The 26,888-nt window shown below is 63.1% G+C and carries 21 protein-coding genes and 1 tRNA gene; 14 read left to right on the plus strand and 8 right to left on the minus strand.

All coding sequences use genetic code 11. The features are described from left to right. Positions 1-101 precede the first annotated feature (101 nt). Positions 102-1,241, plus strand: a complete 1,140-nt coding sequence (locus I2I01_RS14560) for a J domain-containing protein (RefSeq protein WP_196287209.1) — start codon at positions 102-104, stop codon at positions 1,239-1,241. Positions 1,242-1,427: 186 nt separating this feature from the next. Here the strand turns inward: I2I01_RS14560 and I2I01_RS14565 are convergent, their stop codons facing one another. Beyond that, the gene (locus tag I2I01_RS14565) at positions 1,428-1,991 is read right to left on the minus strand and encodes a fasciclin domain-containing protein (protein ID WP_196287210.1); all 564 of its coding nucleotides are present in this window, start codon (positions 1,989-1,991) and stop codon (positions 1,428-1,430) included. A 304-nt stretch (positions 1,992-2,295) separates the two neighbouring features. Between I2I01_RS14565 and I2I01_RS14570 the strand changes: the two genes are divergently transcribed. The 4 genes from I2I01_RS14570 to I2I01_RS14585 all read left to right on the plus strand — a co-directional run bounded on the left by I2I01_RS14570 (position 2,296) and on the right by I2I01_RS14585 (position 6,846). Next, positions 2,296-3,114 carry a DUF5602 domain-containing protein gene (locus tag I2I01_RS14570; RefSeq protein ID WP_196287211.1) on the plus strand — a complete coding sequence of 273 codons (819 nt, stop codon included), beginning with the start codon at positions 2,296-2,298 and terminating at the stop codon, positions 3,112-3,114. Between the two features lie 278 nt (positions 3,115-3,392). After that, positions 3,393-3,686: a hypothetical protein gene (locus I2I01_RS14575; protein ID WP_196287212.1), complete on the plus strand. Its 294-nt coding sequence runs from the start codon at positions 3,393-3,395 to the stop codon at positions 3,684-3,686. Between the two features lie 56 nt (positions 3,687-3,742). Then, positions 3,743-5,782 (plus strand): monovalent cation:proton antiporter family protein, encoded by a 2,040-nt coding sequence (locus tag I2I01_RS14580; RefSeq protein WP_196287213.1) that lies wholly within the window; start codon positions 3,743-3,745, stop codon positions 5,780-5,782. Positions 5,783-5,988: 206 nt separating this feature from the next. Then, positions 5,989-6,846: a universal stress protein gene (locus I2I01_RS14585; RefSeq protein ID WP_196287214.1), complete on the plus strand. Its 858-nt coding sequence runs from the start codon at positions 5,989-5,991 to the stop codon at positions 6,844-6,846. A 188-nt stretch (positions 6,847-7,034) separates the two neighbouring features. Here I2I01_RS14585 and I2I01_RS14590 read toward each other — a convergent pair whose 3' ends face one another. From I2I01_RS14590 to I2I01_RS14605, 4 genes are all read right to left on the minus strand, one after another. Continuing rightward, positions 7,035-7,925 (minus strand): universal stress protein, encoded by an 891-nt coding sequence (locus I2I01_RS14590; RefSeq protein WP_196287215.1) that lies wholly within the window; start codon positions 7,923-7,925, stop codon positions 7,035-7,037. Positions 7,926-8,020: 95 nt separating this feature from the next. Beyond that, entirely contained in the window at positions 8,021-8,890 is an 870-nt protein-coding gene (locus tag I2I01_RS14595) for a universal stress protein (RefSeq protein ID WP_196287216.1), read from the minus strand. Between the two features lie 270 nt (positions 8,891-9,160). Then, positions 9,161-9,991, minus strand: coding sequence for a DUF6544 family protein (locus tag I2I01_RS14600; RefSeq protein ID WP_196287217.1), 831 nt, complete (start codon positions 9,989-9,991; stop codon positions 9,161-9,163). 40 nt (positions 9,992-10,031) lie between these two features. Next, positions 10,032-11,543, minus strand: coding sequence for an amidohydrolase family protein (locus tag I2I01_RS14605; RefSeq protein ID WP_196287218.1), 1,512 nt, complete (start codon positions 11,541-11,543; stop codon positions 10,032-10,034). A gap of 201 nt (positions 11,544-11,744) precedes the next feature. Between I2I01_RS14605 and I2I01_RS14610 the strand changes: the two genes are divergently transcribed. Next, positions 11,745-12,566, plus strand: coding sequence for a universal stress protein (locus tag I2I01_RS14610; RefSeq protein WP_196287219.1), 822 nt, complete (start codon positions 11,745-11,747; stop codon positions 12,564-12,566). Positions 12,567-12,899: 333 nt separating this feature from the next. Next, positions 12,900-15,341 (plus strand): TonB-dependent receptor, encoded by a 2,442-nt coding sequence (locus tag I2I01_RS14615; RefSeq protein WP_196287220.1) that lies wholly within the window; start codon positions 12,900-12,902, stop codon positions 15,339-15,341. 251 nt (positions 15,342-15,592) lie between these two features. Here I2I01_RS14615 and I2I01_RS14620 read toward each other — a convergent pair whose 3' ends face one another. After that, entirely contained in the window at positions 15,593-16,129 is a 537-nt protein-coding gene (locus I2I01_RS14620) for a hypothetical protein (RefSeq protein ID WP_196287221.1), read from the minus strand. Between the two features lie 244 nt (positions 16,130-16,373). Continuing rightward, positions 16,374-16,446 (minus strand) — tRNA-Phe (locus I2I01_RS14625). A 171-nt stretch (positions 16,447-16,617) separates the two neighbouring features. Here I2I01_RS14625 and I2I01_RS14630 point away from each other — a divergent pair. The 5 genes from I2I01_RS14630 to I2I01_RS14650 all read left to right on the plus strand — a co-directional run bounded on the left by I2I01_RS14630 (position 16,618) and on the right by I2I01_RS14650 (position 23,116). Further along, a complete protein-coding gene (locus I2I01_RS14630) occupies positions 16,618-18,021 on the plus strand; it encodes a (Fe-S)-binding protein (protein WP_196287222.1) in 1,404 nt (467 codons plus the stop codon). Between the two features lie 187 nt (positions 18,022-18,208). Next, positions 18,209-19,060, plus strand: a complete 852-nt coding sequence (locus I2I01_RS14635) for a (Fe-S)-binding protein (protein WP_196287592.1) — start codon at positions 18,209-18,211, stop codon at positions 19,058-19,060. Positions 19,061-19,268: 208 nt separating this feature from the next. Beyond that, a complete protein-coding gene (locus tag I2I01_RS14640; protein ID WP_196287223.1) occupies positions 19,269-19,754 on the plus strand; it encodes a hypothetical protein in 486 nt (161 codons plus the stop codon). A gap of 169 nt (positions 19,755-19,923) precedes the next feature. Further along, entirely contained in the window at positions 19,924-21,834 is a 1,911-nt protein-coding gene (locus tag I2I01_RS14645) for an OmpA family protein (protein ID WP_211537964.1), read from the plus strand. Between the two features lie 274 nt (positions 21,835-22,108). Further along, a complete protein-coding gene (locus I2I01_RS14650) occupies positions 22,109-23,116 on the plus strand; it encodes a DUF4476 domain-containing protein (RefSeq protein WP_196287224.1) in 1,008 nt (335 codons plus the stop codon). A 142-nt stretch (positions 23,117-23,258) separates the two neighbouring features. Here I2I01_RS14650 and I2I01_RS14655 read toward each other — a convergent pair whose 3' ends face one another. Next, a complete protein-coding gene (locus I2I01_RS14655; protein ID WP_196287225.1) occupies positions 23,259-23,732 on the minus strand; it encodes a DUF4293 family protein in 474 nt (157 codons plus the stop codon). A gap of 89 nt (positions 23,733-23,821) precedes the next feature. Between I2I01_RS14655 and I2I01_RS14660 the strand changes: the two genes are divergently transcribed. Next, positions 23,822-25,027, plus strand: coding sequence for a thiolase family protein (locus I2I01_RS14660; protein ID WP_196287226.1), 1,206 nt, complete (start codon positions 23,822-23,824; stop codon positions 25,025-25,027). A gap of 128 nt (positions 25,028-25,155) precedes the next feature. Further along, a complete protein-coding gene (locus tag I2I01_RS14665; protein ID WP_196287227.1) occupies positions 25,156-26,877 on the plus strand; it encodes an FG-GAP-like repeat-containing protein in 1,722 nt (573 codons plus the stop codon). The last annotated feature ends 11 nt before the right edge of the window (positions 26,878-26,888 follow it).

The following is a 26,888-nucleotide window of genomic DNA, read 5'->3' on the forward strand; positions in this document are numbered from 1 at the left end:
TCAGCCATTGCCCCAAAAAGGGAGAACAGACTGCGCCGGTTCTACGGAAAATTTCGGCGCGTGGCTGACTTTTGTGCGGCCGTTTGTGTTTGCCACCCAGCGTGAGTCAGAATCATTATCAAGTTCTTGGAGTAGCCCCCTCGGCCGCCGCGGCCGACATCAAGCGTGCCTACCGGCGGCTGGTGGTGCGCTACCATCCCGATAAGCACGGCGGCGACGCCCGCTACGAAGACGAGTTCAAGGCCGTGGCCCTGGCCTACCGCATCCTCGGCGACCCTGGCCGCCGGGCTACATACGACTTCCAGCTGCAGCAAGCGGCCCGCCGCGCCGAGGAAGCCCGCCGCCAGCAACAGCAGCGCCCCGTTAGCCAGCACGTGTACGGCGTGCCCATGCCGCCGCCCGCGCCCCTGCGTACCCGCCCGCCCGCCGGCAGCCGCGAGCGGCACTACCAGCGCATTCCGCAGCAGCGCGCCCGCTTCAACGCCCGCGACTGGGGTCTCACGCTGCTGTTCCTGCTGGGCATCGGCCTGTTTTCATTCGCCGTGAAGGTGACCATGGACCGCGTTTCGGCCAACCGCAACTACGACGACGGCCTGCGCGCCTACGCCAACGGCAACTTCGCGGCCGCCTACGCTTTTCTGGAAGAAACCCTGCACTTCCGTCCCGACTACGCCCCCGCCCTGCGCCGCCACGGCGAGTTGGAGCGCCTGTTCGAGCACGACCCCGCAGCGGCCCGCGCCGATTTTCGGGCCGCGCTGCGCCAGCCCCAGCCGCGCCGCGTCAAAGCCCAGGTGCTCTACCACCTCGGCCGCTGCGAAACCGCCCTGGGCCGCCCTGCTGATGCCGACCTCCGCTACTCGCAGGCCCTGCAACAGGACTCTACCCTCAGCGCCGCCCACCTAGCGCGCGGCCGCGGCCGCCTGCTCGACCTGAACAACGCTGCCCTGGCGCTCACCGACCTCAGCACCGGCCTGGCCCAGCGCCGCCGCGCCGCCGCGCCCACGCCTTGGTCCTTCGTGCAGCTGCGCGGGGTAGCCCTCGCCGCCCTGGGCCGCTACGCCGAAGCCCGCACCGACTACTTCAATACCCTGCAAGCCAACCCCAAAGACGGCCGCACACACTTCCTATTGGGCCGCCTCGCCGCCCACACCGGCGACTCCACCGCCGCCTGTGAGTTTTACCACCGCGCCGTGAACCTGGGCTATGATTACGCTCGCGCCGCCGAGCAGGAATGCCGGTGATGGTCGGAGGTTAATATCCATACCTGTCATCCTGAGCGCAGCGAAGGACCTTATCACGGCTGAACTTTTGCAGTAATTAATGCTCCAAGCGTGATAAGGTCCTTCGCTGCGCTCAGGATGACAGAAAATAAAAACGCCGCTGGCACGAAGCCAGCGGCGTTTTTATTGCCTGCGAAAAGGCACACATTACATGGGCATCAGCACGGTGTTCACCACGTGAATCACGCCGTTGCTCTGCAGCACGTCGGCGATGGTCACCATCGAAGTGCCGCCTTTTTCGTCCTTCAGCTCAATGCCTTTGCCTTTCATCATGGCCGTGAGGGTACCGCCTTGCACGGTTTTGAGGGTGGCTTTTCCGCCGCCGTCCTTGATGGCTTTCATCAGGTCAGCAGCCGTCATGCGGCCCGATACCACGTGGTAGGTCAGGATTTTGGTGAGGGTGGCCTTGTTCTCGGGCTTCACCAGGGTTTCTACCGTGCCTTTGGGCAGCTTGTTGAAGGCTTCGTTGGTGGGGGCAAATACAGTGAAGGGGCCGGGGCTGCTCAGGGTTTCGACCAGGCCGGCAGCTTTCACGGCGGCCACCAGGGTGGTGTGGTCTTTCGAGTTCACGGCGTTTTCCACGATGTTTTTCGTGGGGTACATGGGGGCACCGCCCACCATCACGGTTTTGGTAGCTTGGGCCGAGACAGTGTGGGTAGCACCAAAGCTAAACAGGGCAACGAAAGCGAGGGAAAACAAAGACTTTTTCATGGATATAGTCAGATGACTGAATGTTGTGAAAGATGCCTCACCTACGCCACGGCTTGCGTGAGCGGATTGCCTCGGCAGTAAAATTTTTTGGCGGCCCCCGCTTGGCCTTCCCTCAGGCAGGGCGGACGGCCGCCTTGGAATGCTACATAAAAAAATCAGTATGCACCGGCACAGGTTTATTTATTAAACATTTACTATATTTAATAAATAAACCTGTGCCGGTGCTTTTGCACTGCCTTGCAGCAGGGCCTGAGGTGCTACCGCCGCGAGGGCCAATTAACTTTTTACCTAACCTTTTACAACCATGAGAACACTGAAACATCTCATTGCTTTGATTGCGCAGCCGTTGCTGCTGGCCGGACTCTCCCTGCTGGTGCCGGCCTGCGCCCCGACGGACGTAGTGGCCCCCGCAACGCCCAATGCCCCGGCCGGAGATGCCAAAGCCGACCTCACCCGCACTTTTTATGGCCCGGCGGTGCCCGTGGGGCAGGGCGTGGCCCGGGCTTGGGAAACGGTGAACGCCGCCGGAGAGCCCACGGCAATTGGGGTAGATGTGTCGGCCGGCTCGATGCTGAACGCGGGCCCCGCGCCGGCCGAATACGTGCTGCAACTGCCCCGTCAGGTGGCCGTGCCGCCCTTCGACCACATCGAACTGGGCTGGAACCCGGCCGGGCACGAACCTGATTTTTACATGCTGCCGCACTTCGACATGCATTTTTATATGATAACCAAGGCAGCTCAGGCGGCCATTCCTTTTTTGGCGCCGCCGGCATTCGACGTAGCGCCGGCAGCGCAATACATACCCGCGCTCTATGTGCAGGGGCCGGGGCTGGTGCCCAACATGGGTTCCCACTGGCTGGATGTGCTGGCGCCGGAGCTGCACGGCGAAACCTTCACCAAAACCTTCATCTATGGCACCTACAACGGCCACGTCGCTTTCCTGGAGCCCATGTTTACGCGGGCTTACCTGAGCGCCAACCTCAGCCAGACCACGGCCATCCGGCAGCCGGCCGCGGTGGAGCAGTCGGGCTACTACCCCATGAGCTACACCATCAGCCACGGCACCACGCCGCAGCAATACACCATTTCGCTTGACGGCCTGCGCTACCGCATGGCCCAATAAGCACGCACCGACTGCCTGGCGCCGCGGGCCGCCCGCCCGGCACGCGGCGCCTCGACTTAAACAGCCGGCGGTGGGGCACGGGCAAAAGCAGCGCAACAACTGTCGCTATTGCCCGTGCTCCACCGCCGGCTGTTTGACAGAAGCGGACCTGAGATTCCGTTTTGCGATGAAAAAAAGCCGAAGCACTGATTTTAATCATATTAAATTATATATTTAAATTTTATCTTTAATAAGAATTATTTGCATTAATACGCATTGATACACCCCTCCCCGACGCCATGAAAACAGCTGCGCATCATCCGCAATTTCATCTGGCCGAGGACATTCAGGCCAACCTAAGTGAGCTGCGCCGCAAGTATGCCCGGCAGCTCCAGAAGCCACTGGCCCATACTGTTCACAAGCTCAACCACCGCCTGGCCAAGCTGCTGGACGAGCACACCCTGGCCCACCACCGCAAGGACGCCCGCAAGATTGCGCGGTACCTGGTGGCCAGCCTCGGCAATTCGTTCAGCCAAGGGCCGGGGGCCCAAGGGTCACACACTGCCAAACGGAAAAAACGGCCGTCGGCCTGAGGCCCCGGTGGCCCTCTCCCATCACCTCATTTGCGCGCCTTGCGGCGCGGGGAGCCATGAACAACACGCTGCTGCACGATTTGCTGATTATCCTGCTGCTGTCGGTGGGCGTCACGCTGGTGTTCAACCGCATCAAGCTGCCGTCCATCATCGGCTTTCTGGTGACGGGAATGCTGGCCGGGCCCTACGCGTTGGGGCTGGTGAAAGCCCCGCAGCAGGTAGACCAGGTGGCCGAGCTGGGCGTGGTGCTGCTCATGTTCACCATCGGGCTGGAGTTCTCGGTGCAGAGCTTGGCGCGCATCCGGCGGGCGGTTTTTCTGGGGGGCACGCTGCAGGTGGGGCTCACGGTGGCGGCCGTGGCGGTGCTGAGCCTGGCAGCGGGCAGCTCGGTGGGCACGGCGGTGTTTTGGGGGTTTCTGCTGTCGCTGAGCAGCACGGCCATCGTGCTCAAGCTCATGCAGGAGCGCATGGAAGTGGACTCGATGCACGGGCAGATAGTGCTGGCCATCCTGCTGTTTCAGGACCTGGTGGTGGTGCCCATGATGCTGCTGGTGCCGCTGCTGAGCGGGCATACCCAGGGCAGCCCCTGGCTGGCACTGGGCTTAATGCTGGTTAAAATTATGGGCGTGCTGGCGGCGGTGGTGCTGGGCGCGCGCTACCTCATGCCACGCCTGCTGCTGGCCGTGGCCCGCACACGCAGCCGCGAGCTGTTTCTGCTCACCATCATCGGCACCTGCCTGGGCGTGGGCTGGCTCACCGAAGTAGCAGGCCTTTCGATGGCGCTGGGCGCTTTTTTGGCCGGGCTCATCATTTCCGAATCGGAGTACAGCTACGAGGCGGTGAGCAACGTGCTGCCCTTCCGCGAAATTTTTGCCAGCTTCTTTTTCGTGTCCATCGGCATGTTGTTCGACGTGCACGTGCTGCTCGACCGGCCGGTGGCCATTGTGCTGCTCACCACGGGGGTAATATTGCTGAAAATGCTGCTCACGCCGGTGGCCACCGTGAGCTTGCGCGCGCCCGTGGGCGAGGTGCTACTCACGGGGCTGGCGCTGGCGCAGGTGGGCGAGTTTTCGTTTGTGCTGTCGCGGGCGGGCCTGCAGGCCGGGTTGATTCAGCCGAGCAGCTACCAGGTTTTTCTGGCCATTTCGGTGCTCACCATGTGCTGCACGCCCGGCGTGCTGGCCGGCGCCCGGCCCCTGGTGGACTGGGTGATGCGCCTGTCCTGGCCGCTGCGCTACGAGCGCCACCTGCACCGCAGCGCCCCACCGGCCGGGCTAGTCCTGCCCGCGCCCGAAACCCGGCTCAGCGACCACCTCGTGATAGTGGGCTACGGGCTGAACGGCCGCAACCTGGTGCGCGCGGCCAAATTCGCCAAGCTCACCTACGTCATCCTCGAAGCCGACGCCGACAAAGTGCACCGCGGCCTGAAGCGCGGCGAGCACATCGTGTACGGCGACGTGACCCACGAGCACGTGCTCGAGCACCTGGGCGTGGCGCGGGCGCGGGTGGTAGTCATTGCCATATCCGACCCGGCGGCCACCGTGCGGGCCGTGGCCACCATCCGGCGCATCAACCCCACGGGCTGCATTCTGGTGCGCAGCCTCTACGTGTACGAGCGCAAAAACCTCTATCACGCCGGCGCCACCGAAGTCATTGCCCAGGAGCAGGAAACCTCGCTCGAAATGCTGGCCCACGTGCTCACGCGCTTCGTGGTGCCTCTGCACGACATCGAGAAGCTCATCGACGAGCTCCGGCACGGCAGCCACGCCATGCTGCGGCCCCACTCCATCAACCGGGCGGCGTGGTCGAGCATTCACGTGTGCCTGGCCGGGGCCGAGATGGCCTCGGTAGATGTCGAAACCGACCCGCAGCATTGCCTCGATGGCGAAACCCTGTCGGAACGGACCGTGCGCGAGCGGTTCAACCTGTGCCTGCTGGCCATCCGGCGCAACGGCACCATGCTGGAACCCATCACCACCAGCACCCTCATCGAGCTGCACGATACGCTGTACGTGTTCGGCAAGCCCTCCAAAGTAGCGCAGCTGGAACAAGAGCTGCAGGCCATGGCCGCCTTGAGCCCAGAGCTGGCAACCTGATTAAAATCATGTTTTAAATATATTTAATTCAGCATATTGTCAACAATAAAAGGCTTGATTGCCTAACGCCATCTGGAGCTGGACCAGTGCCATTACGCCCCGGTTTCAGCTTGTCGCAAATGGCCGCACCGCTCGCCTTTTTCCGCACGTGCCAACCCGGCACGGCCCGCATATTAAGCTTCTAGCTCACCACCTTTTTTCTCGTCATGGCACCATCCATTCTGGTTCTCGTCAATTCCTCGGCATCGGCCGAGCGGGCCGCCCGCTACGCCGCCGAACTCGGCGCCCCCCTCGGCGCCCACCTCACGCTGCTTCACCTGCCCGCGCTGGTGGCGGCACCGGCCCTGCCCGTGCTGCTGGCCCCCGAGCTGGCCGGCGCGGCAGCCCCGACCGCCGGGCACGAGCGCGCCGAGCAGCTGGCCGGCCTGCAAGCCCTGGCCCGCCAGCTGCCCATCCCGGCCACCTTCGAAGAAGCAACCGGCCCCGTGTGCAGCGCCCTGGCCGCCGCCGTGCGCCAGCACCGCCCCCAGCTGCTGGTGCTGGGCCTCAGCCCCGAGCACGACCTGCTCGACCACCTGCTGCACCACCAGCTGCTGCCGACGCTGCGTGCCACGCACCTGCCCGTGCTGCTGGTGCCCGAGGCAGCACCCGCGCCCGGGGAGCCCCAGCGCCTGCTTTTCGCCCTCGACGGTGCGCCCTTTACACCCAACGCGGCTGCGCGGCACCTGGCGCCCCTGCTCGCGGCCAGCCCCAGCACCTACATCGTTACGCACGTGCTCGACGAAGACGAGGCTCAGGAGGCCACTGGCAGGCTATTGCTGGCCGAGCTGCGAGCCAGCCTGCTTCTGCCCACCCAGGCGCCCGTGCAGCTGTACCAGGTAGCGGAGCACTCGCCCGCCGCCGGCATCCTGCGCGCCTGCGAAGACACCTACGCCGACTTGGTGGTGCTCATGGCCCGCCCGCGCAGCTTCCTGAAACAGCTGTTTCACCGGAGCGTGACGGCGCGGGTGCTGCGCCATTGCCAGGTACCGGTGCTGCTGCTTCCCACCGAAGAGGCCGGCTAACGCATCGGCCTGGTGGCGAAGCATAGCAGCAAAAGCATCGGGCTAAAAAGCCGCGGCGTGACGACAGATAAGCAGCTTCTGTCGTCACGCCGCGGCTTTTTAGCCCGATGCTTTTCTTCCAAATCTGAAACCGCCCCTGGAGATTTCGCAAGCCGATGCATTGCGGCCTCTCTCCTACGCCAGTGTGTTTAGGCGATGGCAGTGGCGGCGGCATGCTCGGCCGCGGTGGGGCGGTGCGCTTCGCCGGCAGTGGGCAGCACCAGCACCGGCACGGGGCAGCGCCCCAGCAGCCGGGCCGTCACGCTCCGGTGAAACAGTTCGCTCATGAAGCTGCGCTCGCGGGCCAGCATCACCACCACTTCGGCCGGCGCCTCCAGGGCCGCCGTAAGCAGGCCCTGGGCATAATCGCTGTCGACGTAGCCCTGTAGCTCGGGGTTGCTGAACTCGACCAGGCCGCTGTTGCGCACGGCCCGCAGCGCCTCAGCGCAGCCATCGTCATCATCGACTCCGGCCGAGACGTAGGCCACCACAAACTCGGTGCCCAGCAAAGCCAGCGCGGGGCACAGGGCCTTGCTGGCCGGGCCCAGGGTGAAGGGCTCACGGTCGGCGGCAATGAGGAAGCGGTGCGGGGGCGTGTCGGCAGGGGCTGAAGTGGGCACGGCCAGCACCGGGAAATGGCCAACGCGCAACAGCTCGGCGCACATGGTGGCCATGCCGGCAAAGTCGGGGTGGTCCTCGTCGGGCTGGCCCAGCACGAACAGGGCCGGGTGGTAGCGCGCCGCCAGCTCGCGGGCCACATTGGGCAGCAAATCGGTGGCCATTTCGACCGTGGTGGGCACGTGCAGGCGTTGTGCCAGCTGCCGCAGGGCCATAGCCGTATCGCTCTGCGCCTGCAGTTCTTGCTGGTGCAGCCGCTCCCCCACCGCACCCACCAGCTCGTAGGGGTCAAACAGGGAGGCGCGGTTCACGTGCAGCAGCACGAGGTTGCCGCGCACGGCCTGCGCCAGCGTATCGGCATAGCGCATGGCGTGCCGCGCCGGCTCATAAAATCCCGATATAACAATGATAGTGAGGCACATGATTGACAATTTATTTTAAATAAACGAGCAAAACTGTCAGGCTGAGCGCAGCCGGAGCATGACGTTCTCTTTTACCATCGCAACATCTCCTCTCTTTAGATAACCCAGTTTGGCAGCGGCGCGGGCTCCGGCGATGGCAGCCGGGCTGCCAACAGCAACACGGGCACCCGCGAGTGACGCAACACGTGGTCGATGACGCTGCCGCGGAAAAGCTTGTGTACCCAGCCGTGGCCCTGGTCGAGCAGGGCCAGCACATCAGCGTGCAAGTCGCTCACGGCCTCCAGCACACCCGAGGCGGGCAGCTCGCTCTGCACTTTATGCAGGCCGCACCGGGGCATGCAGGCGGCCAGGCCGCTCTTCTGGGCGGCGCGCAGGCCCTCCCAGCCGCCGGTGTTTTCTTCGGGCGGCAATACGGTGACGGCCACAATGTCAAGAGCCAGCACGTCGAGCAGGGCCGCCACGGCCTGGGCCGGTGGCTCCAGTTGAAACGGCCGGTCTTCGATGGCCAGCAGCAGGCGCTGGGGCAGGCGCAGGGCGGCATCGGGCAGGTGCTCGGGCACCAGCAGCAGCGGGTAGCCGGTTTGGGCTGCCAAAGGCCGCGAGCGGTTGCTAAACCACTCGCTGAACCAGCCTTCCGTTTCGGTGAGGCCGGCTACTACCAGCAGCGGCCGGTACTTGTCGAGGGCCTCGCCGATGGCGCCGGGCCAGTCGGCTTCCAGCACTTCGGCCGTGGCCGCCACGGGCAGGGATTTGGCCACCTGCTGCAGGCTGCGCTGGGTTTCGGGCGCGTACTGCGGGTCCATCACGGGCAGCACGAGGCCGTACTCGGTGGTGATGGGCGTGGGGCTGTACACGTGCACGAGGTGCAGGTCGGCTTGCAGCGGGGCGGCCAGCACGGCGGCGTAGGCCCGGGCCCGCTCCGCCGCGAGCGAAAAATCAGTGAGAACGACGATGTTGTGGCTCATGGCAATCAGCAGAAAAGAGTGAGGGCGCGGAGGAAATGGGCGGTGTCAGGCCGCCCATTTCCATTCCGGTTAAGCGTCGGTTTTTCGGCCGGCGCCCATGAAGCTGCGTCGAAGGCTCCTGCAGGCGCGGTACCGCGGCAGCCCGCCCAACCACCTGCCCGGCACCCGCCAACGCACCTTTCCAAAAATCGTCAATTTCTTCTCTTAAACCCCTGATTTAGATTACCTGAGCGGCTGATTTTTATCATGCCGCCAGGGTGTAGGGTTTACTCAATAAGGCTTCAGCTGGTCATACTCCAGCTCCTGCACCGTGAAGCGGGCGTAGGGCTGGCGCTGGCCGTTCACTACCCAGCTGGCTTCCAGCACGCTGGGGGCGTGCACGCCGTGCCAGTCGCGGTAGTGCAGGAAGCGGCCCACCCAGGGCTGCAGGCCGGCGTCGCCCCGATGGCGCAGGGCTTCGCATTCCTCGATTTCGTTGGCCTCGTTGAAGCGCACAATGCACGACACCGACTGGCCGTGGTGGCTCAGCAGCAACCGGGCCGATTGGTCGTCGAGGGCGAGCCAGCACAACTCGTCGCTGGGCAACAGGGCGGTGGGCAGCAGCACGCTTTCGGTCAGCCAGCGCAGCAGCTCGCCGCTGTCGTAATGCGGCCCCTCGCCGTGCAGCACCGGCAACAGGCCCAGCAGGTGCACCGCCAGGCGGCCATGGCCGTCTTCGTAGGCGTCGCGGGCCGTGAACTGGCCAGTGCTGCCCTGCCAGATGAATCCCGGTGGGCAGGCCGTCATGTACTGCTCGCCGCTTATGGCCACCCACTCCTTGTTCAAATCGGTTTTGAACTGCCCGTGGTGGCGCAGGCGCAGGCCGCGCAGGTAGGGCCGGCCATCGGGCAGCACGTGGCGGAAGTAGCGTCTCACCGGGGCGGGCAGGCCCACTAGCTGCGCCTCGCGGTACACGTGCCGCGAAGGGTCGGCTGCGCCGGCAAACAGCCGGGCTGCGTCGTCGTGCAGGCGGCGGGCGCTGGCAGCCCGGCTTAGCAGCAGGCCAGCCGCCCCGGCCGCCAGCGCCGCCGAGCCCCACAAAACAGATTGCTTGGCGTTCATAATTGAAAGGCTATAAAAGGTTTCTACTCCAATAAATAGCTCAGCGAATGGCCGTGACGGCACGACTAGCCGCGTCTTGCTGGGCGGCGGCTTTCTCGGCATCGGCGGCCAGGCGGGCCAGGGCCGGTAGGTCGAACAGGTGGCCGCGCAGCACCACTGCCTGAATCAGGCGCAGGTTGTGGATGTCGTCGAGCGGGTTGCCGTTCAGCAGTACCATGTCGGCCAGGTAGCCGGAGTGCAGGCGGCCCAGGTCGAAGCCACGGCCGGCCGCCATGGCTGCGTTGATGGTGGCGGCGCGCAGGGCCGCGGCGGGAGTCAGGCCCAGGCCAACGAGGCGTTCAAGCTCGTCGTGCAGGCTGCCGCCGTAGAAAATGTGGGGCGTGCCCGAGCCGGCGTCGCTGCCCGCCACCAGCCGCACGCCCGCCTGCCCCAGCGCGGCCACCAGGCGGCGCTGCAGCGAGTCGGCCGTTTGCAGGCGGGCCAGCCGGGCCGGGGCCAGGCGCGGCCGCTCGTGGGCGGCCAGGGCCCACTGCTGGCGCACGCTGGCCGGCACCGAGCGGTAGCGCGGGTCTTCCGGGTCGGGGTCGCGCCGCAGGTCGAAGTCGCGGGCGCCTAGCTGGGGCAGCACGAACACCTGATACTGCACCAGTGCCTGGGCCAGCGCCGTGCAGCGCTCAGCGCTGAAGCTGGCCACGATGTCTGGCTGCTGGGCCTTGGTGCGGGCCTGCAGGGTGGCGAGGGGCCGCCGGCCGGCCAGGGCCAGCGCCCGCGCCTGCACAAATTCCGTTTCGCGGCCGGAGCAGCCCAGCAGCAGCTTGTCCGTCTGCTCGATGCCGCGCTGGCCGGCCGCCACGGCCGCGAGCACCGGCACGGCCTCCGGCACAGGGCCGACCAGGTGCACACGGGCTTCCTGGGCCGCTGCCGCCACGCCCCAGTACGCCTCATGCGAAAGCCAGGGCCCCGGCTGCAGGCTGCACCAGCCGGCCCGAATCTGGGCTTCGGCCTGCTGGCGGCCTTCGGTGCGGGTGGCCGTCAGGCCCAGGCCGGTGTGGTGGTCGGCCGAGCCGTCCAGCACCGGTCCGGCCAGCTCGATGCGGGGCCCGGGCCGCACCCCGGTTTCCAGGGCCTGGTAGGTGCGGAGCAAGTCGGTGAGGGGCCGGCCCGTGCCCACGTCGCGGATGCTGGTGATGCCGTGGGCCACGTAGAGCGGCAGCGCCACCTGCTCGACGGCGGCCGTGGTGAGAGCGTGGGTGCGCCCGTCCCAGAGGCCGGGCACCAGGTATTTGCCGCGGCCGTCTACCGCGGGCACACCCCGGCCGGCGGGCAGCCATTTGCCTACCGACACGATGAAGCCGTCGCGCAGCACCACGTTGGTGTTGGGTTCGATTTCGCCCAGGTCCACGTTCACCACGTTCACGTTGGTTATCACCAGCTCATCGACGGGCGCCGGCGCCACCGCTGGCGGAATGACAGCGGCGGGTCGTTGGCCGGCGGCCAGGTGCGCGGTGCTTAACAGCCCCAGCAGCAACCCCATTATTTTTCTCGGTTTCATGACCTGATAAGCTTGCGTACAGACCAGCTTTGATATTGCTCGAATGGCAGTACCCCTGGCTCAGATTATTACTAAAGTTTGCAATGAATTGAGGGCGGAAACCATGAGCAAAATCAGGCGCCGACCTAATCTTGCGCAGGGCGCTGAGCGCCCGAAAACCAGTCCTTTGTGTTGGAGTTCTTCTCTGCCTCCACCATGCTCATGGACGCCTCACTGCTCATCCTTACCGACTTTTTCCAGGCCGCCAACCAGGCCCTGGACTACGCCACCAACCTGGCCGGCGCGCTCAAAGCGCGTCTGGTGCTGCTGCACGTGCGCCGCAACTCCCTGCTCGACCCCGACATGCTCAGCGGCAGCCTCTCCAACCTCACGCCCGAAGCCGTGCACTTGGCCCTGGGCAGCGTGGCCGGCCACCTGCCCGTGCCTGTGGTAGCCGAAATTGGCCACGGCCGCGTGGCCGAAGCCGTAGTCGATGCTGTGCGCCGCCACCATCCCCTGCTGGTAGTGCTGGGCCGCCCCGACTATTCCGACCTGCCCGACGAGCTGGTGCAAACCACCTCGCTCGACCTGCTGCGCGCCGAGGTGCCCTGCCCCATGCTGGTGGTGCCGCACGGCATAGCCAGCACCGCCCCCCCCAAGCGCCTGCTGCTGGCCGTGGATGGCTGTCCGCTCAAGCTGGGCGACCCCAGCAGCGCTACGTACCAGCTGCTGGAAGCCCTCGGGGCCGCCATCACCGTGTTTCACGTCATCCCCGACACCGGCCCCCAGGAACTGGCGCCGCTGGTGATGAATTCGCTGGTACGCACGGGCCTGGTGGCCCACCTGCCCGCCGTGGAGTCGCACACCGTCGTCAGTTCCCACGCCGCCACAGGCATTCTGGAAGCCGCTCAATCGGGCGATTATGATATGGTGGCGGTGGTGGCCCGGCGGCACTGCTTCACGGGCAGTCTGTTCCACCACAGCGTCACGGCCGAGGTAATGCGCGAGAGCCAGCTGCCGGTGCTGGTGCTGCCGGCGCAGTAGGACCGTTAGGCCGAAGCTTTTTTCCGCTGCGTTGGTCGGCTTGAGCAACGCGAAGGACCTTGTTCCGTTTCCACAACTTGGGTGGCGGGGCAAGGTCCTTCTCGCTTGTTCAGGCCGACCAACGCAGCTGTTGATGCGCGACGCACTCAGTATGGCAGCCATTGCAGCTGTTTAGAAAGCCAAAATCGTTGTCATCCTGAGCGCAGCGAAGGACCTTCTCACGTCTGAACTGTCGTTCCAACGTAAGAAGGTCCTTCGCTGCGCTCAGAATGACAGTAAGGCTAAGAGCTGCCAAACCCGTAAACATTTTCCTTTTCCAATACTTGCAGCTACATGCGAATAACTACCCTGCTGCTTTTCCTGCTTCTCTCCCTCACCGCTCTGGCCCAAAACCCTGGCACCCTCACTGGCACCGTGCGCGACCGCGCCACCCAGGAAGCCCTACCCGGCGTGAGCGTGACGCTGGAAGGCAGCAGCTTTGGCACGGCCACCGATGCCGAGGGGCGCTACCGCCTCGCGGGCGTGCCGGCCGGGGCCTACAACCTGCGCGCCAGCTTCGTGGACTACGATGCCCTGCTGCGCGCCGACGTGGCCGTGAGCAGCGGCAACGTGAACACCCTCAACCTCGAGCTCAACAAAAGCCCGCAGGCCCTGAGCGAGGTGACCGTGACGGCCAACCGCGCCATTCGGGTGGCCACGGCCGAAACGCCGCTGAGCGTGCAGCGCCTCACCACCGAGGAAATCAAGAGCAACCCGGGCGGCAACTTCGACATTTCGCGGGTGGTGCAGAGCCTGCCGGGCGTGGGCGGCGGGGGCGCGGGCGGCACGGCGGGCTTTCGCAACGACATCATCATCCGGGGCGGCGCGCCGAACGAAAACGTGTATTACCTCGACGGCATCGAGGTGCCCGTCATCAACCACTTTCCCACCCAGGGCAGCGCGGGCGGCCCGGCCGGCATCCTCAACGTCAGCTTCATTGAGGACGTGACGCTGATCTCGTCGGCCTTCCAGGCGCGGTATGACAATGCGCTGAGCGCCGTGCTGCAGTTCCGGCAGCGCGACGGCAACCCGGAGCGCATTCAGGGCAACCTGCGCACCTCGGGCACCGAGGTGGCGGCCACGCTGGAAGGCCCGCTCACGAAGAACACCACGTTTCTGGCCTCGGCCCGACGCAGCTATTTGCAGCTGCTGTTCAAGCTGATTGACTTGCCCATCCGGCCCGATTTTTACGACTTCCAATTCAAGACCACCACCAAGCTGTCGAAAAAAACCACGCTGACCACGCTGGGGCTGGGTGCCATCGACCACTTCGAGATTGTGCCGCCCAAAAACAGCTCGCCGAGCAAGGAATTCATCCTGCGCAACAACCCCACCATCAACCAGTGGAACTACACTGTGGGCCTGAACCTGCGCCACTTGGTGGAAAACGGCTACCTGAACCTGGCCCTGAGCCGCACCCAGCAATACGCCGCCGCCGACCAGTTCCAGTACGGCTACGCGGGCCAGGAGGCCTACCGCAAGCTCTTCGCCCGCAGCCACGAAACCGAAAACAAGCTGCGCGCCGACGTGAACAAGCGCGTGGGCCGCTGGCAGTACAGCTACGGCGTGGTGGGCCAGCTGGTGCACTACGACAACAACCTGCGCAACCGCATCCGGGCCGAAGTGCGCGACGGCAGCGGCGCCCTCGTGAGCCCGGCCGTGACGGTGAACTTCGTGACCGACCTCGATTTTGTGCGCTACGGCCTGTTTGCCCAGGCCACCCGCACCTATGGCGCCGACAGCCGCCTCACCGTGTCGGCGGGCCTGCGGGCCGATGGCACCAGCGCCCTCGCCCAGGGCTACCGCCTCGACCGCACCCTCTCGCCGCGCGCCTCGCTGAGCTACGCCCTGCTGCCCACCCTGAACCTGAACGCCAGCCTGGGCCGCTACTACAAGATTCCGCCCAGCACCATCCTGGGCTACCGCGACGCCAGCGGCCAGCTCGTGAACGCGGGTAGCCGCTACATCCGCTCCGACCACGCGGTGGCGGGGCTGGAGTGGCTGCCCGGCGCCGCCACCCGCCTCACGCTGGAGGGCTTCTATAAAAAGTACGCCTACTACCCGGTGAGCGTGCGCGACGGCATCAGCCTGGCCAACCTGGGCGGCGACTTCAACGCCATCGGCAACGAGGCCGTGACGAGCACCGGCCAGGGCCGCGCCTACGGGGCCGAGGCGTTTTTCCAGCAGAAGCTCAGCGGCAAGCTCTTCGCCATTGTGTCGCTCACGGCCTTCCGCTCCGAGTTCAACGGGGCCGACGGCGTGTACCGCCCCACGGCCTGGGACACGCGCTTCCTGGGCTCGGCGCTGCTGGGCTACAAGCTGGGCCGCGGCTGGGAGCTGGGGGCCAAATTCCGCGTGGGCGGCGGCGCGCCCTACACGCCCTACGACGCGGCCGCCAGCCGGGCCAGCTACCAGGCCGTGGGCCAGGGCATCCTCGACTACCACCAGCTAAACACCCAGCGCCTCAGCTCCTTCCAGCAGCTCGACCTGCGCCTCGACAAGAAAATCAGCCTGCGTCGCCTGAGCTTCGATTTCTACATCGACGTGCAGAACGCGCTGCTGGCCAAGCCCGTCTCGGTGCCCACCTACACCTTCGAGCGCCTGCCCGACAACTCCGCCTACACCACCACCGACGGCCAGCCCCTGCGCCCCGACGGCAGCAACGCCGTCCCCATCCTCCTGCCCGACAGCGACGCGCTGGTGGTGCCGACGGTGGGGTTCATTGTGGAGTTTTGAGGGGTTGGTTTGTAAGTGGAGACTTGAGCCACCACCGTGAAAGCTAGTCGAATTTATAACCCCAGAGCTGTAGCTCACTACCCTGGCTACTAAGGAAACCAAATAGCCAGTGAAGGTAACGCTCGTTGGCGGCAGCCCCTTCCCTGAAGAACACGAAGCTAACCGCCTCAATAATAAACAAGCTGCTGGACTGCTATTCAGGCCGTTCGAACTGATTAATACCAACATCCATGATTAAAGAACCTGAGTCTTTATCGGCCAATTATTGGACGAATGGGATAACCATAGCTTGATGTTCCGTCTGCAAAAACAGGTGTAGCCACATAACTGTATAAATCGACTGAATACTGAAAATCAGGATTTTTCATGGCTTCTTCTGAAGAAACACCCAATTTAGCCGCACTAACGCGGACTACTACTGATTTGCCGGGCTTAATTGTTTTCTTGAATTTTCCCAGTTTTGTGTCTGCTCCATTCCCTATTTGTAGCAGATAGAAGCCAATCACTGTTTTGTTTGCCTTATTGGTTATTGTGAAAGGCAAGTATGCATTAAGGTTTTTATCAGCCTTGAATTCAGAATGAGATACAGCAAGCGGGGAACCCATTACCCGCTGTTCTAGTGCTTTCATTCGTAATGCATCGTCGGCCTTTCTATCGGACTCCTGCTGTTTCCAAAACTCTTTAGTAATTCTGCTTTTTTCTTCATTCGCTTGCGATTCAGCATTTTCACAACTGGCTATTAAAGCTGAAATTGGCAGCAAGACAAATATGCTTTTAGTTGAGAGCATGACGTAGTTAAAAAGTGTAACGGCAAATTACAAAAAGCCCCGCGCCCTCGAATGAGGAGCGCGGGGCTTTTGTCGTAGATAGAGCTGGCAACTACAATCCGACGGGCTTTTAGGCAAATAAACGCGGCTGAAATATTAGGCGTGCTGGCCGTAGTCGTGCGACCCCAAAAGCAATTATTAAAGAATCCCACCTCGCACACCAATAAACAAAAAGCCCCTCACGAAACCGTGAGGGGCTTTTTAGTGGCAACAGTTGGAATCGAACCAACGACACCAGCATTTTCAGTGCTGTGCTCTACCAACTGAGCTATGTTGCCGTTTCCCCGGGGCGCCTTTTAGGTTGCTTTGGGGACCGCAAAGGTACGAACGCAAAACAATGACGCAAGAAATGCAGTAAAAAAAGTGTGTGAGCCGGCGGTTTTTTCTAAAAACTACTCGGCATGCCGAGTATCTTGCGGCCCCAAACGTTCCCGCCTTACCTTTACCGCATGTTGCAATCCATCCTCTTCCTGCTGCTCCTGGTGGCGGCATTCGGCTTGTTCGCCTGGCAGGTCCGGAAAATCCGCGCCAACATCCTCGTCGGGCGCGACCGTGACATGAGCGGCCACGCCGCCGAGCGGCTGCGCAAAACCCTGCTGGTGGCCTTCGGGCAACAGAAAATGTTCAAGCGCATGACGCCCGCCCTGCTGCACCTGGTGGTGTACGTGGGCTTTCTGGTCATCAACATTGAGGTGATTGAAATCGTCATCGACGGCCTGTTTGGCAACATCTTCGGCTTCCACCGCTCCCTCAGCTTCCTCGGGCCGGTGTACGACGTGCTGATGGCCACCAACGAAATCCTGGCCGCGCTGGTGATTGTGGCCGTGGCCGCCTTCTGGTGGCGCCGCAACAGCAACCCGCCCGTGCGCCGCTTCACCGGCGTGGAGCTGCGCATGTGGCCCAAGCTCGACGCCAACATCATTCTCTACATCGAAGTGGCCCTGATGCTGGCCCTGTTCTTCATGAACACGGCCGACCTCAAGCTGCACCAGCTCGAAGGCAAGGACCTCCCCGGCACCTTCCCCGTGAGCAACCTGCTGGTGGGCCTGCTGCCCAGCAGCACGGGCGCGCTGGAAATCATGGAGCGCGCCGGCTGGTGGATTCACATCACCGGCATCTTCTTGTTCCTCAACTACCTGCCCAGCTCCAAGCACTTCCACATCATCATGGCGTTCCCGAACGTGTGGTACTCGCGCCTGGTGCCGCAGGGCCAGTTCTCCAACGTGGAAAGCATCACCAACGAGGTGAAGGCCATGATGGACCCCAGCTTCGTGGTGCCGCCTGCCCCCACCGCGCCCGACGGCTCGGCCCTGGCGCCCACGCCCTTCGGCGCTAAGGATGTGGAGGACCTGCCCTGGACCAACCTGCTGAACGCCTACTCCTGCACCGAGTGCGGCCGCTGCACCTCCGTGTGCCCCGCCAACCTGACGGGCAAGCTGCTCTCGCCGCGCAAAATCATCATGGACACGCGCGACCGCATGGAGGAAAAGTACGAGTCGCCCCTCATTTTCCGCCCCAACCAGTACGGCCCCGAAGCCAAGCACGAGCTCGTGACCGACCTGCTGGAGGCCACCCTGCTGCGCGGCAAAGTGACGCCCGAGGAGCTCTGGGCCTGCACCACCTGCAACGCCTGCGTGGAAAGCTGCCCCGTGAACATCAACCCCTTGGAAAGCATCATCGAGATGCGCCGCTTCCTGGTGCTGGAAGAATCGGCCGCGCCAAACTCGCTGAACGTGATGTTCTCTAACATCGAAAACAACGGCGCCCCCTGGGCCTTCTCGCCATCCGACCGCTTCAACTGGGCCGATGACTTGTTTGCGGCTGAGAAGCCGGCGAAGATTACGGTCGCCTAAATCGCCTGTCATGCTGACGAAGGAAGCGTCTTATCACCGCTGCTTTCGTCTGGTTTACTAACTCACTGCGGCGCGGACGTGATAAGGTCCTTCGCTGCGCTCAGGATGACAACCGTGTCGTTCGCTCCCCCTTATGTCTCCCTCGACTCCCGAAGCTCCCGCTAAAAAGCAAATCAACGTTCCCGTCATGGCCGATTTGGCGGCCCGCAACGAGTCGCCCGAAATCCTGTTCTGGGTGGGCTGCGCCGGCGCCTTCGACGACCGGTACAAGCGCGTAACCCGCGCCTTCGTGCGCATCCTCGACCACGTGGGCACCAAGTACGCTGTGCTGGGCCTGGAAGAAAGCTGCACCGGCGACCCCGCCAAGCGCGCCGGCAACGAGTTCCTGTTTCAGATGCAGGCCATGCAGAACATCACGACGATGAACGGCTACGGCATCAAGAAAATCGTGACCGCCTGCCCCCACTGCTTCAACACGATTAAGAACGAATACCCCGCGCTGGGTGGTGACTATGAAGTAATTCACCACAGCACCTACCTGCAGCAACTCATCAACGAAGGCAAAGTAGGCGTGAGCGGCGGCGAGAGCTTCAAGGGCCGCCGCATCACCTTCCACGACAGCTGCTACCTGGGCCGCGCCAACGACATCTACGAAGCCCCGCGCGAAGTGCTGGCCGCTCTCGATGCCGACCTGGTAGAGATGAAGCGCAGCCGCGCCAACGGTCTGTGCTGCGGCGCAGGCGGCGCCCAGATGTGGAAAGAGCCCGAGCCCGGCAAGAAAGACATTAACATCGAGCGCACCGAAGAAGCCCTGGCCACCCTGGCCGGCAAGGCCGACGCGCTGGCCAACCTCGGCGGTGTGGAAACCGAAACCGCCGCGCCCGGCGCCCACGACTTGCAGGGCAGCATCATTGCCGTAGGCTGCCCCTTCTGCATGACGATGATGAGCGACGGCGTGAAAAACAAGGAGCAGGAAAGCAAGGTGCAGGTGTTCGACCTGGCCGAGTTGGTGGCTTCGGCCGAAGGCATCAATGCTTAAACGACGGATTCGTCGACTGTTGTGAGCGGTATAGCGCCGCCGTTGTGCCTGCGGGCATGGCGGCGGCGCAACTTTTTTGCGGCATCTTTGTCGAGTGGTCGGCTTAGTGCAGCGCCACGGCTTGGTTTGGCCGCATACCTGCCAAGAAACCTGCCTAATCCGCGAATAATCCGTCGAAACAAGGTTCGGCGTAGCCAATCCGTGATTTATGTACGTAGCCTTTGACCAACTTCCGCCCACGGCCCGGGTTTGGATATATCAGGCGGCTCGCCCGCTCACGGGCCCGGAAGTGGTGGCCGCGCTGCCCAACCTGGCCCGCTTCTCGGAGGAATGGACAAGCCACGGCCGTAGCCTGTTAGCCTCGGCCGAAATCCTGCACCAGCAATTTTTAGTTATCGGTCTCGACGAAGGTGTGGCCGGCGCCAGCGGTTGTTCCATCGATGCGTCGGTGCGCTTCGTGGCGCAGCTGGAGCAGCAGCTGGGCGTGGCATTGCTCGACAAGTCGCACTTGGCCTTTCTAAAGGATGGGGTTGTGCACCTCTTGAAACACAACGAGATAAAGGCCGCCGTGGCGGCGGGCACCGTCGAGCCCGACACGTTTTATTTCGATAACACCTTGGCTACCAAGGCTGAGCTAGACACGCATTGGCCCCGCCCGGCGGCCGAAACTTGGCTGGCCCGCTACTTTGGCTAGTAAGAAAAAAAAAGGGGCCTTGCGTGAATCCTACCTAAACGTAGTATTATTGCTAACCCAAAAATGCCTAGTCGGGAATATTTTCCGGCTCCTTCTCCCTCACCACCCCTCCACCACACCACCTATGAGGAAACTATTATTAATCTGCGCTGCCGCTGGTTCAACAGCTATGCTGAACAGCTGTGCCAGCAGCGGCGCCATGAGTAAGGCCGACAAGCAGTTTGCCCGGGGCCAGTACGAAACGGCCATTCCGCTCTACCAGGCTGATGTGGCCAAGGGTAAAAACGCGGCCATCAACAACTTCCGCATCGGTGAGGCCTACCGCCTGTCGAACCGCGTGGAGTTGGCCGAGCCGTTCTACAAAGCGGCCCTCGACGGTGGGGTGAAAAACGCCGACGCCGGCTTCCGCTACGCCGAAGCTCTGAAGGCTAATGGCAAATACGACGAAGCCGCGGCGCAGTTCAGCACCTACGCCAGCAGCGGTGGCAACCGCACCCTGGCCGCCCGCGCCGAAACCGAAGCTAAAAACGTGAACGCCAGCAAAGCCATGGCGAGCATGAAGAGCAAATACGACGTGATGCCGGTGGACGCGCTGAACTCGGCTGGTTCCGACTTCGGTGGTACCATGATGGCCGGCCCGGGTTCCGACTTCGTGTTTGCCTCGAACCGCGAAGGCAAGAAGTACCTCGGCAACGGCGAGAATTTCTACGACCTCTACGCCATTAAGTTTGACAACGCCGCTACCATGACCGGTGGCAGCGCCCGCAAGCTCGAAGGCCCCTTCAACTCCGAAGACCGCCACGAAGCCAGCGCCACCTACACCCCCGACGGCAAGACGATGGTATTTGCCCGCTCGAACAGCGGCAAGAAAAACGACTACCGTCCCGAAGGCGGCGACAAAACCACGCTGCTGAGCGACGACCTCTGGATTTCGTACCTGAAAAACGGCGCCTGGACCCCGCCCGTGCTGGCCAATATCAACGACCGCACGGCCGACGACTTCTCGCCGGTGTTTGCTCCGGACGGCACCACGCTGTACTTCTCCTCGGCCCGCAAAGGCGGCCAGGGCGGCAACGACCTGTACAAAGCCACCCTCGGCCCGAACGGCCGCTTCTCGCCGGCTGAAAACCTGGGCGAAAGCATCAACTCCGCCGGCAACGACAACTTCCCCGGCGTAGCCCCCGATGGTACGCTGTACTTCGCTTCGGACGGACGCCCCGGCCTGGGCAAGCTCGACTTGTTCATGGTGAAAGGCGGCCAGGCCGTGAACCTGGGCCCGGAAGTGAACAGCGTAGCCGATGACTTCGCCCCCGTACCCATGGCCGGTGACATGGGCCTGTTCAGCTCGAACCGCGCCGGTGGCAAAGGCTCCGACGACTTCTACTCGTTCAAGAAGAAGCCGCTGAAGCTGGTGACCTTCTACGCCGACGGTACCGTGCTGGAGCGCGACGACAAAGCCAACACCACGACGCCCGCAGCCGGCGCTACCGTGACCATCACGGGCCCCAACGGCCAGCCCCAGACGGTGACCACCGACGCCGCCGGTAAATTCAACGTGAAGCTGGACTCGGTGAGCAACTACAGCTTCCGCGCCGAGCGTGCCGGTGACTTCACGGCTCGCACCACGCTGAGCACCGTAGGCCGCAAGCCCAGCCAAGATGCCCTGGCCAACCCGATGAACGACGTGCAGCTGCCGGTGACCCTGACGCTGAACAAAATCATCCTGGCCAAGGCCATTGAGGTGAAGGACATTTTCTACGATTACAACAAGTACAACATCCGTCCGGATGCTGCCATCCGCCTCGATACCCTGGTGCAGACGCTGGTGGACAACCCCAAAATCAGCATCGAGTTGAGCTCGCACACCGACTCGCGCGGCAAAGACGCTTACAACATGAAGCTCTCGCAGCAGCGTGCTGAAGCAGCCGTGGCGTACATCGTGAGCAAAGGCATCAGCAAGAGCCGCATCACGGCCAAGGGCTACGGCGAAACCCGCCCGGTAGTGCCCAACGCCAAGACGGAAGCTGAGTACCAGCGCAACCGCCGCACCGAATTCAAGGTGACGCGAATAGCGAAGTAACCTCAGCGTTTCGACTAGCTTGAGAAGCCCCCGCAGCCTTGGTTGCGGGGGCTTTTTTATTCGTTTGGGCTAGGCGTGGCCAAGTTGAAACAGAACGTCATGCTGAGCGCAGTTGAAGCATATCTACCGCGCAACGTAATTATTTATTCTCACGGCAGAGATGCTTCGACTGCGCTCAGCATGACGTTCCTTTTTTGCTATTAAAACGTGGCACACCTTTTGGAAATAGGATAACACCCGCTGAATTCACCGCGGATTCTTTTCTGCAAACGCCATGAAAAAGGCCCTACTCCTCGCTATTGCCAGCTTATTTTCGACGGTGGCTCCTGCCCTTGCCTATCCGCCGCCAGCGGCTAATGTCAACTTTGTTTCGGAGCGGGGCGTGCCGTTCGACCTCGTGCTCGATGGCCGGCTGGTGACGCGGGGCGGCGCTCGGCAAGTACACGTCGACCAGCTGATGCCCGGCCAGCACTGGGCCGATTTTACCGTGCCTGCCGGCTATGGCCGGGTGGTGCGCTTCCGTAGCCAGGTGTGGCTGCAGCCGGGCGTCGAAACGTCGTATGCGCTCATTGCCCGGCCCGGCCGGCCGCTGGGCTTGCAGCAAGTGGGGGCGGTGGCGCTGTATGGTCCCGCGCGGGGCGGTTACGGGGGCTACTATAATAACCCCGGCTATGGCGGGCAATACAACAGCCCGCAGCCTTATGGCCAGGGCGGTTACGGCAACCCGGCACCCGGCTCTGCTTACCCCAGCGGCCCCAATGGCAATTATCCGAACAACGGCTACCCCAACGCCAACCCGAACGGTGGCTACAGCACGCCAAATGGCAACGGCCCTTACGGCGGCAACAATGGCGGCTACGGCAACAACCCCAACGGCCCTGTTGGCGGCTATGGCACTCCGAATGGAGGTTATAACAACGGTTCCAACGGCGGCTACAACAACGGCCCTGGCGGCGCTTACCCCGGCACGGTTACCAGCAGCTACCGCATGATGGCCCCGGCCGATGTGAATGCACTGGCGCAAACCATGCAGCAGCGCATCACGGAAGTGAGCAAGCTGAACGCGGCCAAAGAGGGCCTAAACCAGCGCGCCCTGCAAGCCGACGACCTGAACCGTTTGCTGCGCAGCCTCAACTCGGAAGCCTGCCGCATCGACCTCGCCAAATTTGCCTACTCGCACGTGAGCGACCCCGAGAACTTTGGCCGCGTGTATGAGGCTTTTGAAACCGAAGCCGGCGCTAATGCGGTGGAGCAAGCCGTGCGCGAGGGCGGCCAGCAGTAGAACGACGTAGCGCGAACTTTGCAGTTCGCGTATCCCGCGCCGTTTAGATATCGTTCAGGCACGCGAACTACAGAGTTCGCGCTACAAACAAAAAGGCCGCTGTGGATACCACAGCGGCCTTTTTGTTTTCGTTAACTTTTGATTACCGCAGGCGGTCCATGCTGCGCACGAGCTGCTCGTCGCGGCGGATGAAGCGGTTGGCCAGCAGATTGAGCAGCAGAGCCAGGGTGGGCAGGTAGAAGCCGGGTAGGTACTGGCCTTCGAGCTTGATGTTGAGCAGCTGCTCGCCTTTGCTGGAGAAATAGAACATGGCACCCAGCGTGGCCACAATGAGCAGCAGGTTGAGGGAGCCAAGCATGAGCTGCTTGCCGCGGGCTTTAAACTGGAAAATCTCGAACGCAGCCACGGCGGCCGAGGCAGCAGCTAGTGCGCCGATAAGCCACACGGGGCCTTGGCCGGCCGGCAGCTGCCAGCCTTCGGTCTGGAAGCCAAAGGCCGTGAGGGTAAGCTCCTGGTGGGTGAGGCCGTCGACTTTGTGCCACAGCGGCAGGGCCAGCACGCTGAGCATGGCCAGGGCCAGCAGGAGCAGAAATACGCTTTGAATTCTTTGTATCATCTTTGTTGTAGTAAAGAAAGAGGTCCGGGCGAGTGCCGGGGCCACAAATTTAGTCTCATCCGGCGCTTGCGCCGCTATTGTTACCCGTAATGCCAACTGCATACATCGTGGACGCGGTGCGTACCCCGATTGGAAAATTTGCCGGCGCGCTGAGCAGCGTCCGCCCCGATGATTTGGCCGCCCACGTTCTGCGTGAGCTCATGCGCCGCAATCCATCCGTTGATAAAAATGCCGTGGAGGACGTCATCATTGGCGCCGCCAACCAGGCCGGGGAAGATAACCGCAACGTGGCCCGCATGGCGGCGCTGCTGGCCGGCCTGCCAATAACAGTGCCCGGCAATACCGTGAACCGCCTCTGCGCCTCGGGCCTGCAAAGCATCATGGACGCGGCCCGGGCCGTGAAGTGCGGCGAAGGCGACGTGTTTCTGGCCGGTGGGGCCGAGAGCATGACCCGTGCGCCCTTCGTGATGGCTAAGTCGGAGTCGGCCTTCGGGCGCGAGCTCACGGCCCACGACACCACCCTGGGCTGGCGCTTCGTGAACCCCAAGCTGAGCAAGCTGCACTACCCCTTCGCCATGGGCCAGACGGCCGAGAACGTGGCCAAGCAGTACGGCATCACCCGCGAGGAGCAGGACGCCTTTGCCTTCGAGAGCCAGCGCAAATACGCGCGGGCGCTGGAAAAAGGCCGCTTCCGCAAGGAAATCGTGCCCGTGTTCATTCCGAACCCTAAGGGCGACACGGCCCTGTTCGACACCGACGAGCAGCCGCGCTTCTCCTCGCTGGAGAAACTGGCCACCCTCAAGCCCGCCTTCCAGCCCGAAGGTGGCACCGTGACGGCCGGCAACTCGGCCGGCATCAACGACGGCGCGGCCGCCGTGCTGGTGGTGAGCGAGGAGGCCCTGAAACGCTACGACCTGAAGCCCATGGCCCGCATCGTGGCCTCGGCTGTGGCGGGTGTGGACCCGGCGGTGATGGGCCTGGGTCCCATTCCGGCCACCCACAAGGTGCTGCAACGCGCTGGCCTGACCATCAACGACATCGACCTGATTGAACTTAACGAAGCCTTCGCAGCCCAGAGCATTGCCTGCGTGCGCGAGCTTGGCCTCGACATGGCCAAGGTGAACGTGAACGGCGGCAGCATTGCCATGGGCCACCCGCTGGGCAGCTCGGGTGCTCGCATCACGGCCACGCTGCTCCACGAGATGCACCGCCGCGGCGAGGGCATGCGCTACGGCCTGGCCACCATGTGCGTGGGCGTGGGCCAGGGCGCGGCCGTGGTGTACGAGAAGCTGTAGGCTAACTGAAATGCTGAAACGAAAGAAGGCGGTTCTAGCAAGTAAAATTCTTGCTAGAACCGCCTTCTTTCGTTTTGCTTTGCTGCATCTTAACCCTTATTTGAATTAAGGATTCTACCCGCTGGCCAATGAAAGAGTTGTCTACACCTGTCACCAATAATTTCTTTGGCTTTGCCTGGTTCGGGGCGCTGCTGGCCCTGCTTTTTACGCCGGGTGGCGCGGCAATGGCCCAAACCTGTTCCTTTGCTCCCACGGTGAGCTACACCTCGGGGGTAGGCATCCTCAGTTCTCCCCACAGCGTAACACGAGGCGACCTGAACGGCGATGGCCTCCTCGACATCGTCACGGCTAATTTCTATTCGGGCATGGTCGGGGTACTGCTAGGAATGCCAGGAGGCTCGTTTGCTCCGGTGACTACCTACCCCACCGGAGGTGGCACTACCTACTCCGTAGCATTGGGCGACCTCAACGGTGATGGGCGGCTCGATATCATTACGACCAATTATAACACCAATTCGGTGGGCGTGCTACTGGGGCAAGCCGGTGGCACCTTTGCAGCGCCGGTGCAATACATCTCGGGGCCAAGCACTTGCTTTCCCTATGGCATCGCACTAGGTGACGTAAACAACGATGGCCGACTCGACGTTGTCGTAACCAACTATTATCTCGGCACGGTGGGCGTGCTGCTGGGGCAAACCGGTGGCACTCTCGGAACCGTGGTGCAGTATGCCACGGGAACAAGTTCCTCCGAGCCCATCGGCGTGGCACTGGGTGACCTCAATGGCGACGGCTGGCTCGACATCGTCACAACTAACTCGACACTCAACACATCCTCTGGCCCCCCTACTGGCAGGGCCGCCGTGCTACTGGCACAGGGCGGCGGCAGGTTTGCAGCCCCAGTCCAATACCTGCTGAGTGGGGTAAATACCCGTTCTGTAGGGGTGGCGCTGGGAGACGTGAACGGCGACGGGCACCTGGATATTATAGGCGGCAACAGCGCAGGAAACACGGTTGGGGTACTGCTAGGACAGGGCGGCGGCACCTTCGCGGCGGTGGTGCTATACGCCACCGGCGCCAATAGTGCCCCCCAAAGCGTGGCATTGGGCGACCTGAACGGCGACGGACAGCTCGATATCGTCACCGGCAATTATACCGCTGGTACGGCCGGGGTACTCCTGGGCACCGGTTCGGGCAGTTTTGCCGCGATGACGCACTACTCTACTGGCTCAGGCAGCGGACTTATTGATATGACGCTGGGCGATGTGAACAGCGATGGCAAGCTCGACATCATTACAGTCAACGACGCTGCTTATTCGGCCGGCGTCATGCTCAACACCACTGTGTATGAGCCGCCCACTCTGCGCAGCGTAAGCCCCACAAACAGTCCCATAGGCACCAGCATCACCCTTACCGGCACCTACCTGAGCAGCACGAGAGCTGTGCGTTTTAATGGCACGGCGGCCACCACCTTTGCCGTGGTGAATGCCACCACCGTGACAGCTACCGTGCCTCCCGGCGCCACCACCGGCCTCCTGACCGTGACGACACTCGGGGGCACTGCCACCGGCATCCCCTTTTCGGTGGGTACACTCAGTGCCGGCATGTGGGCCCCTCCGGCCGACGTGACCCTCGCTCCCAACCCCGCCCACGACGCCTTCGTGGTGAGGCTGCCGGCCGGCACTGCCGTCACGCAAGGGGAGCTGCTGAACGCCCTAGGCCAGGTGGTGCGCCGCCCCGCCGTAGCCGGGACCCGCTTCACCGTGGAGACGGCTGGGCTGGGGCCGGGCGTGTACTCGCTGCGCCTGAGCACGGGAGCAGGCATCGTCACCAAGCGAGTGGTGATTGACTAACTCCCCTTTCA

The sequence above is a fragment of the Hymenobacter properus genome, from assembly GCF_015694735.1.
Lineage (GTDB): Bacteria > Bacteroidota > Bacteroidia > Cytophagales > Hymenobacteraceae > Hymenobacter > Hymenobacter properus.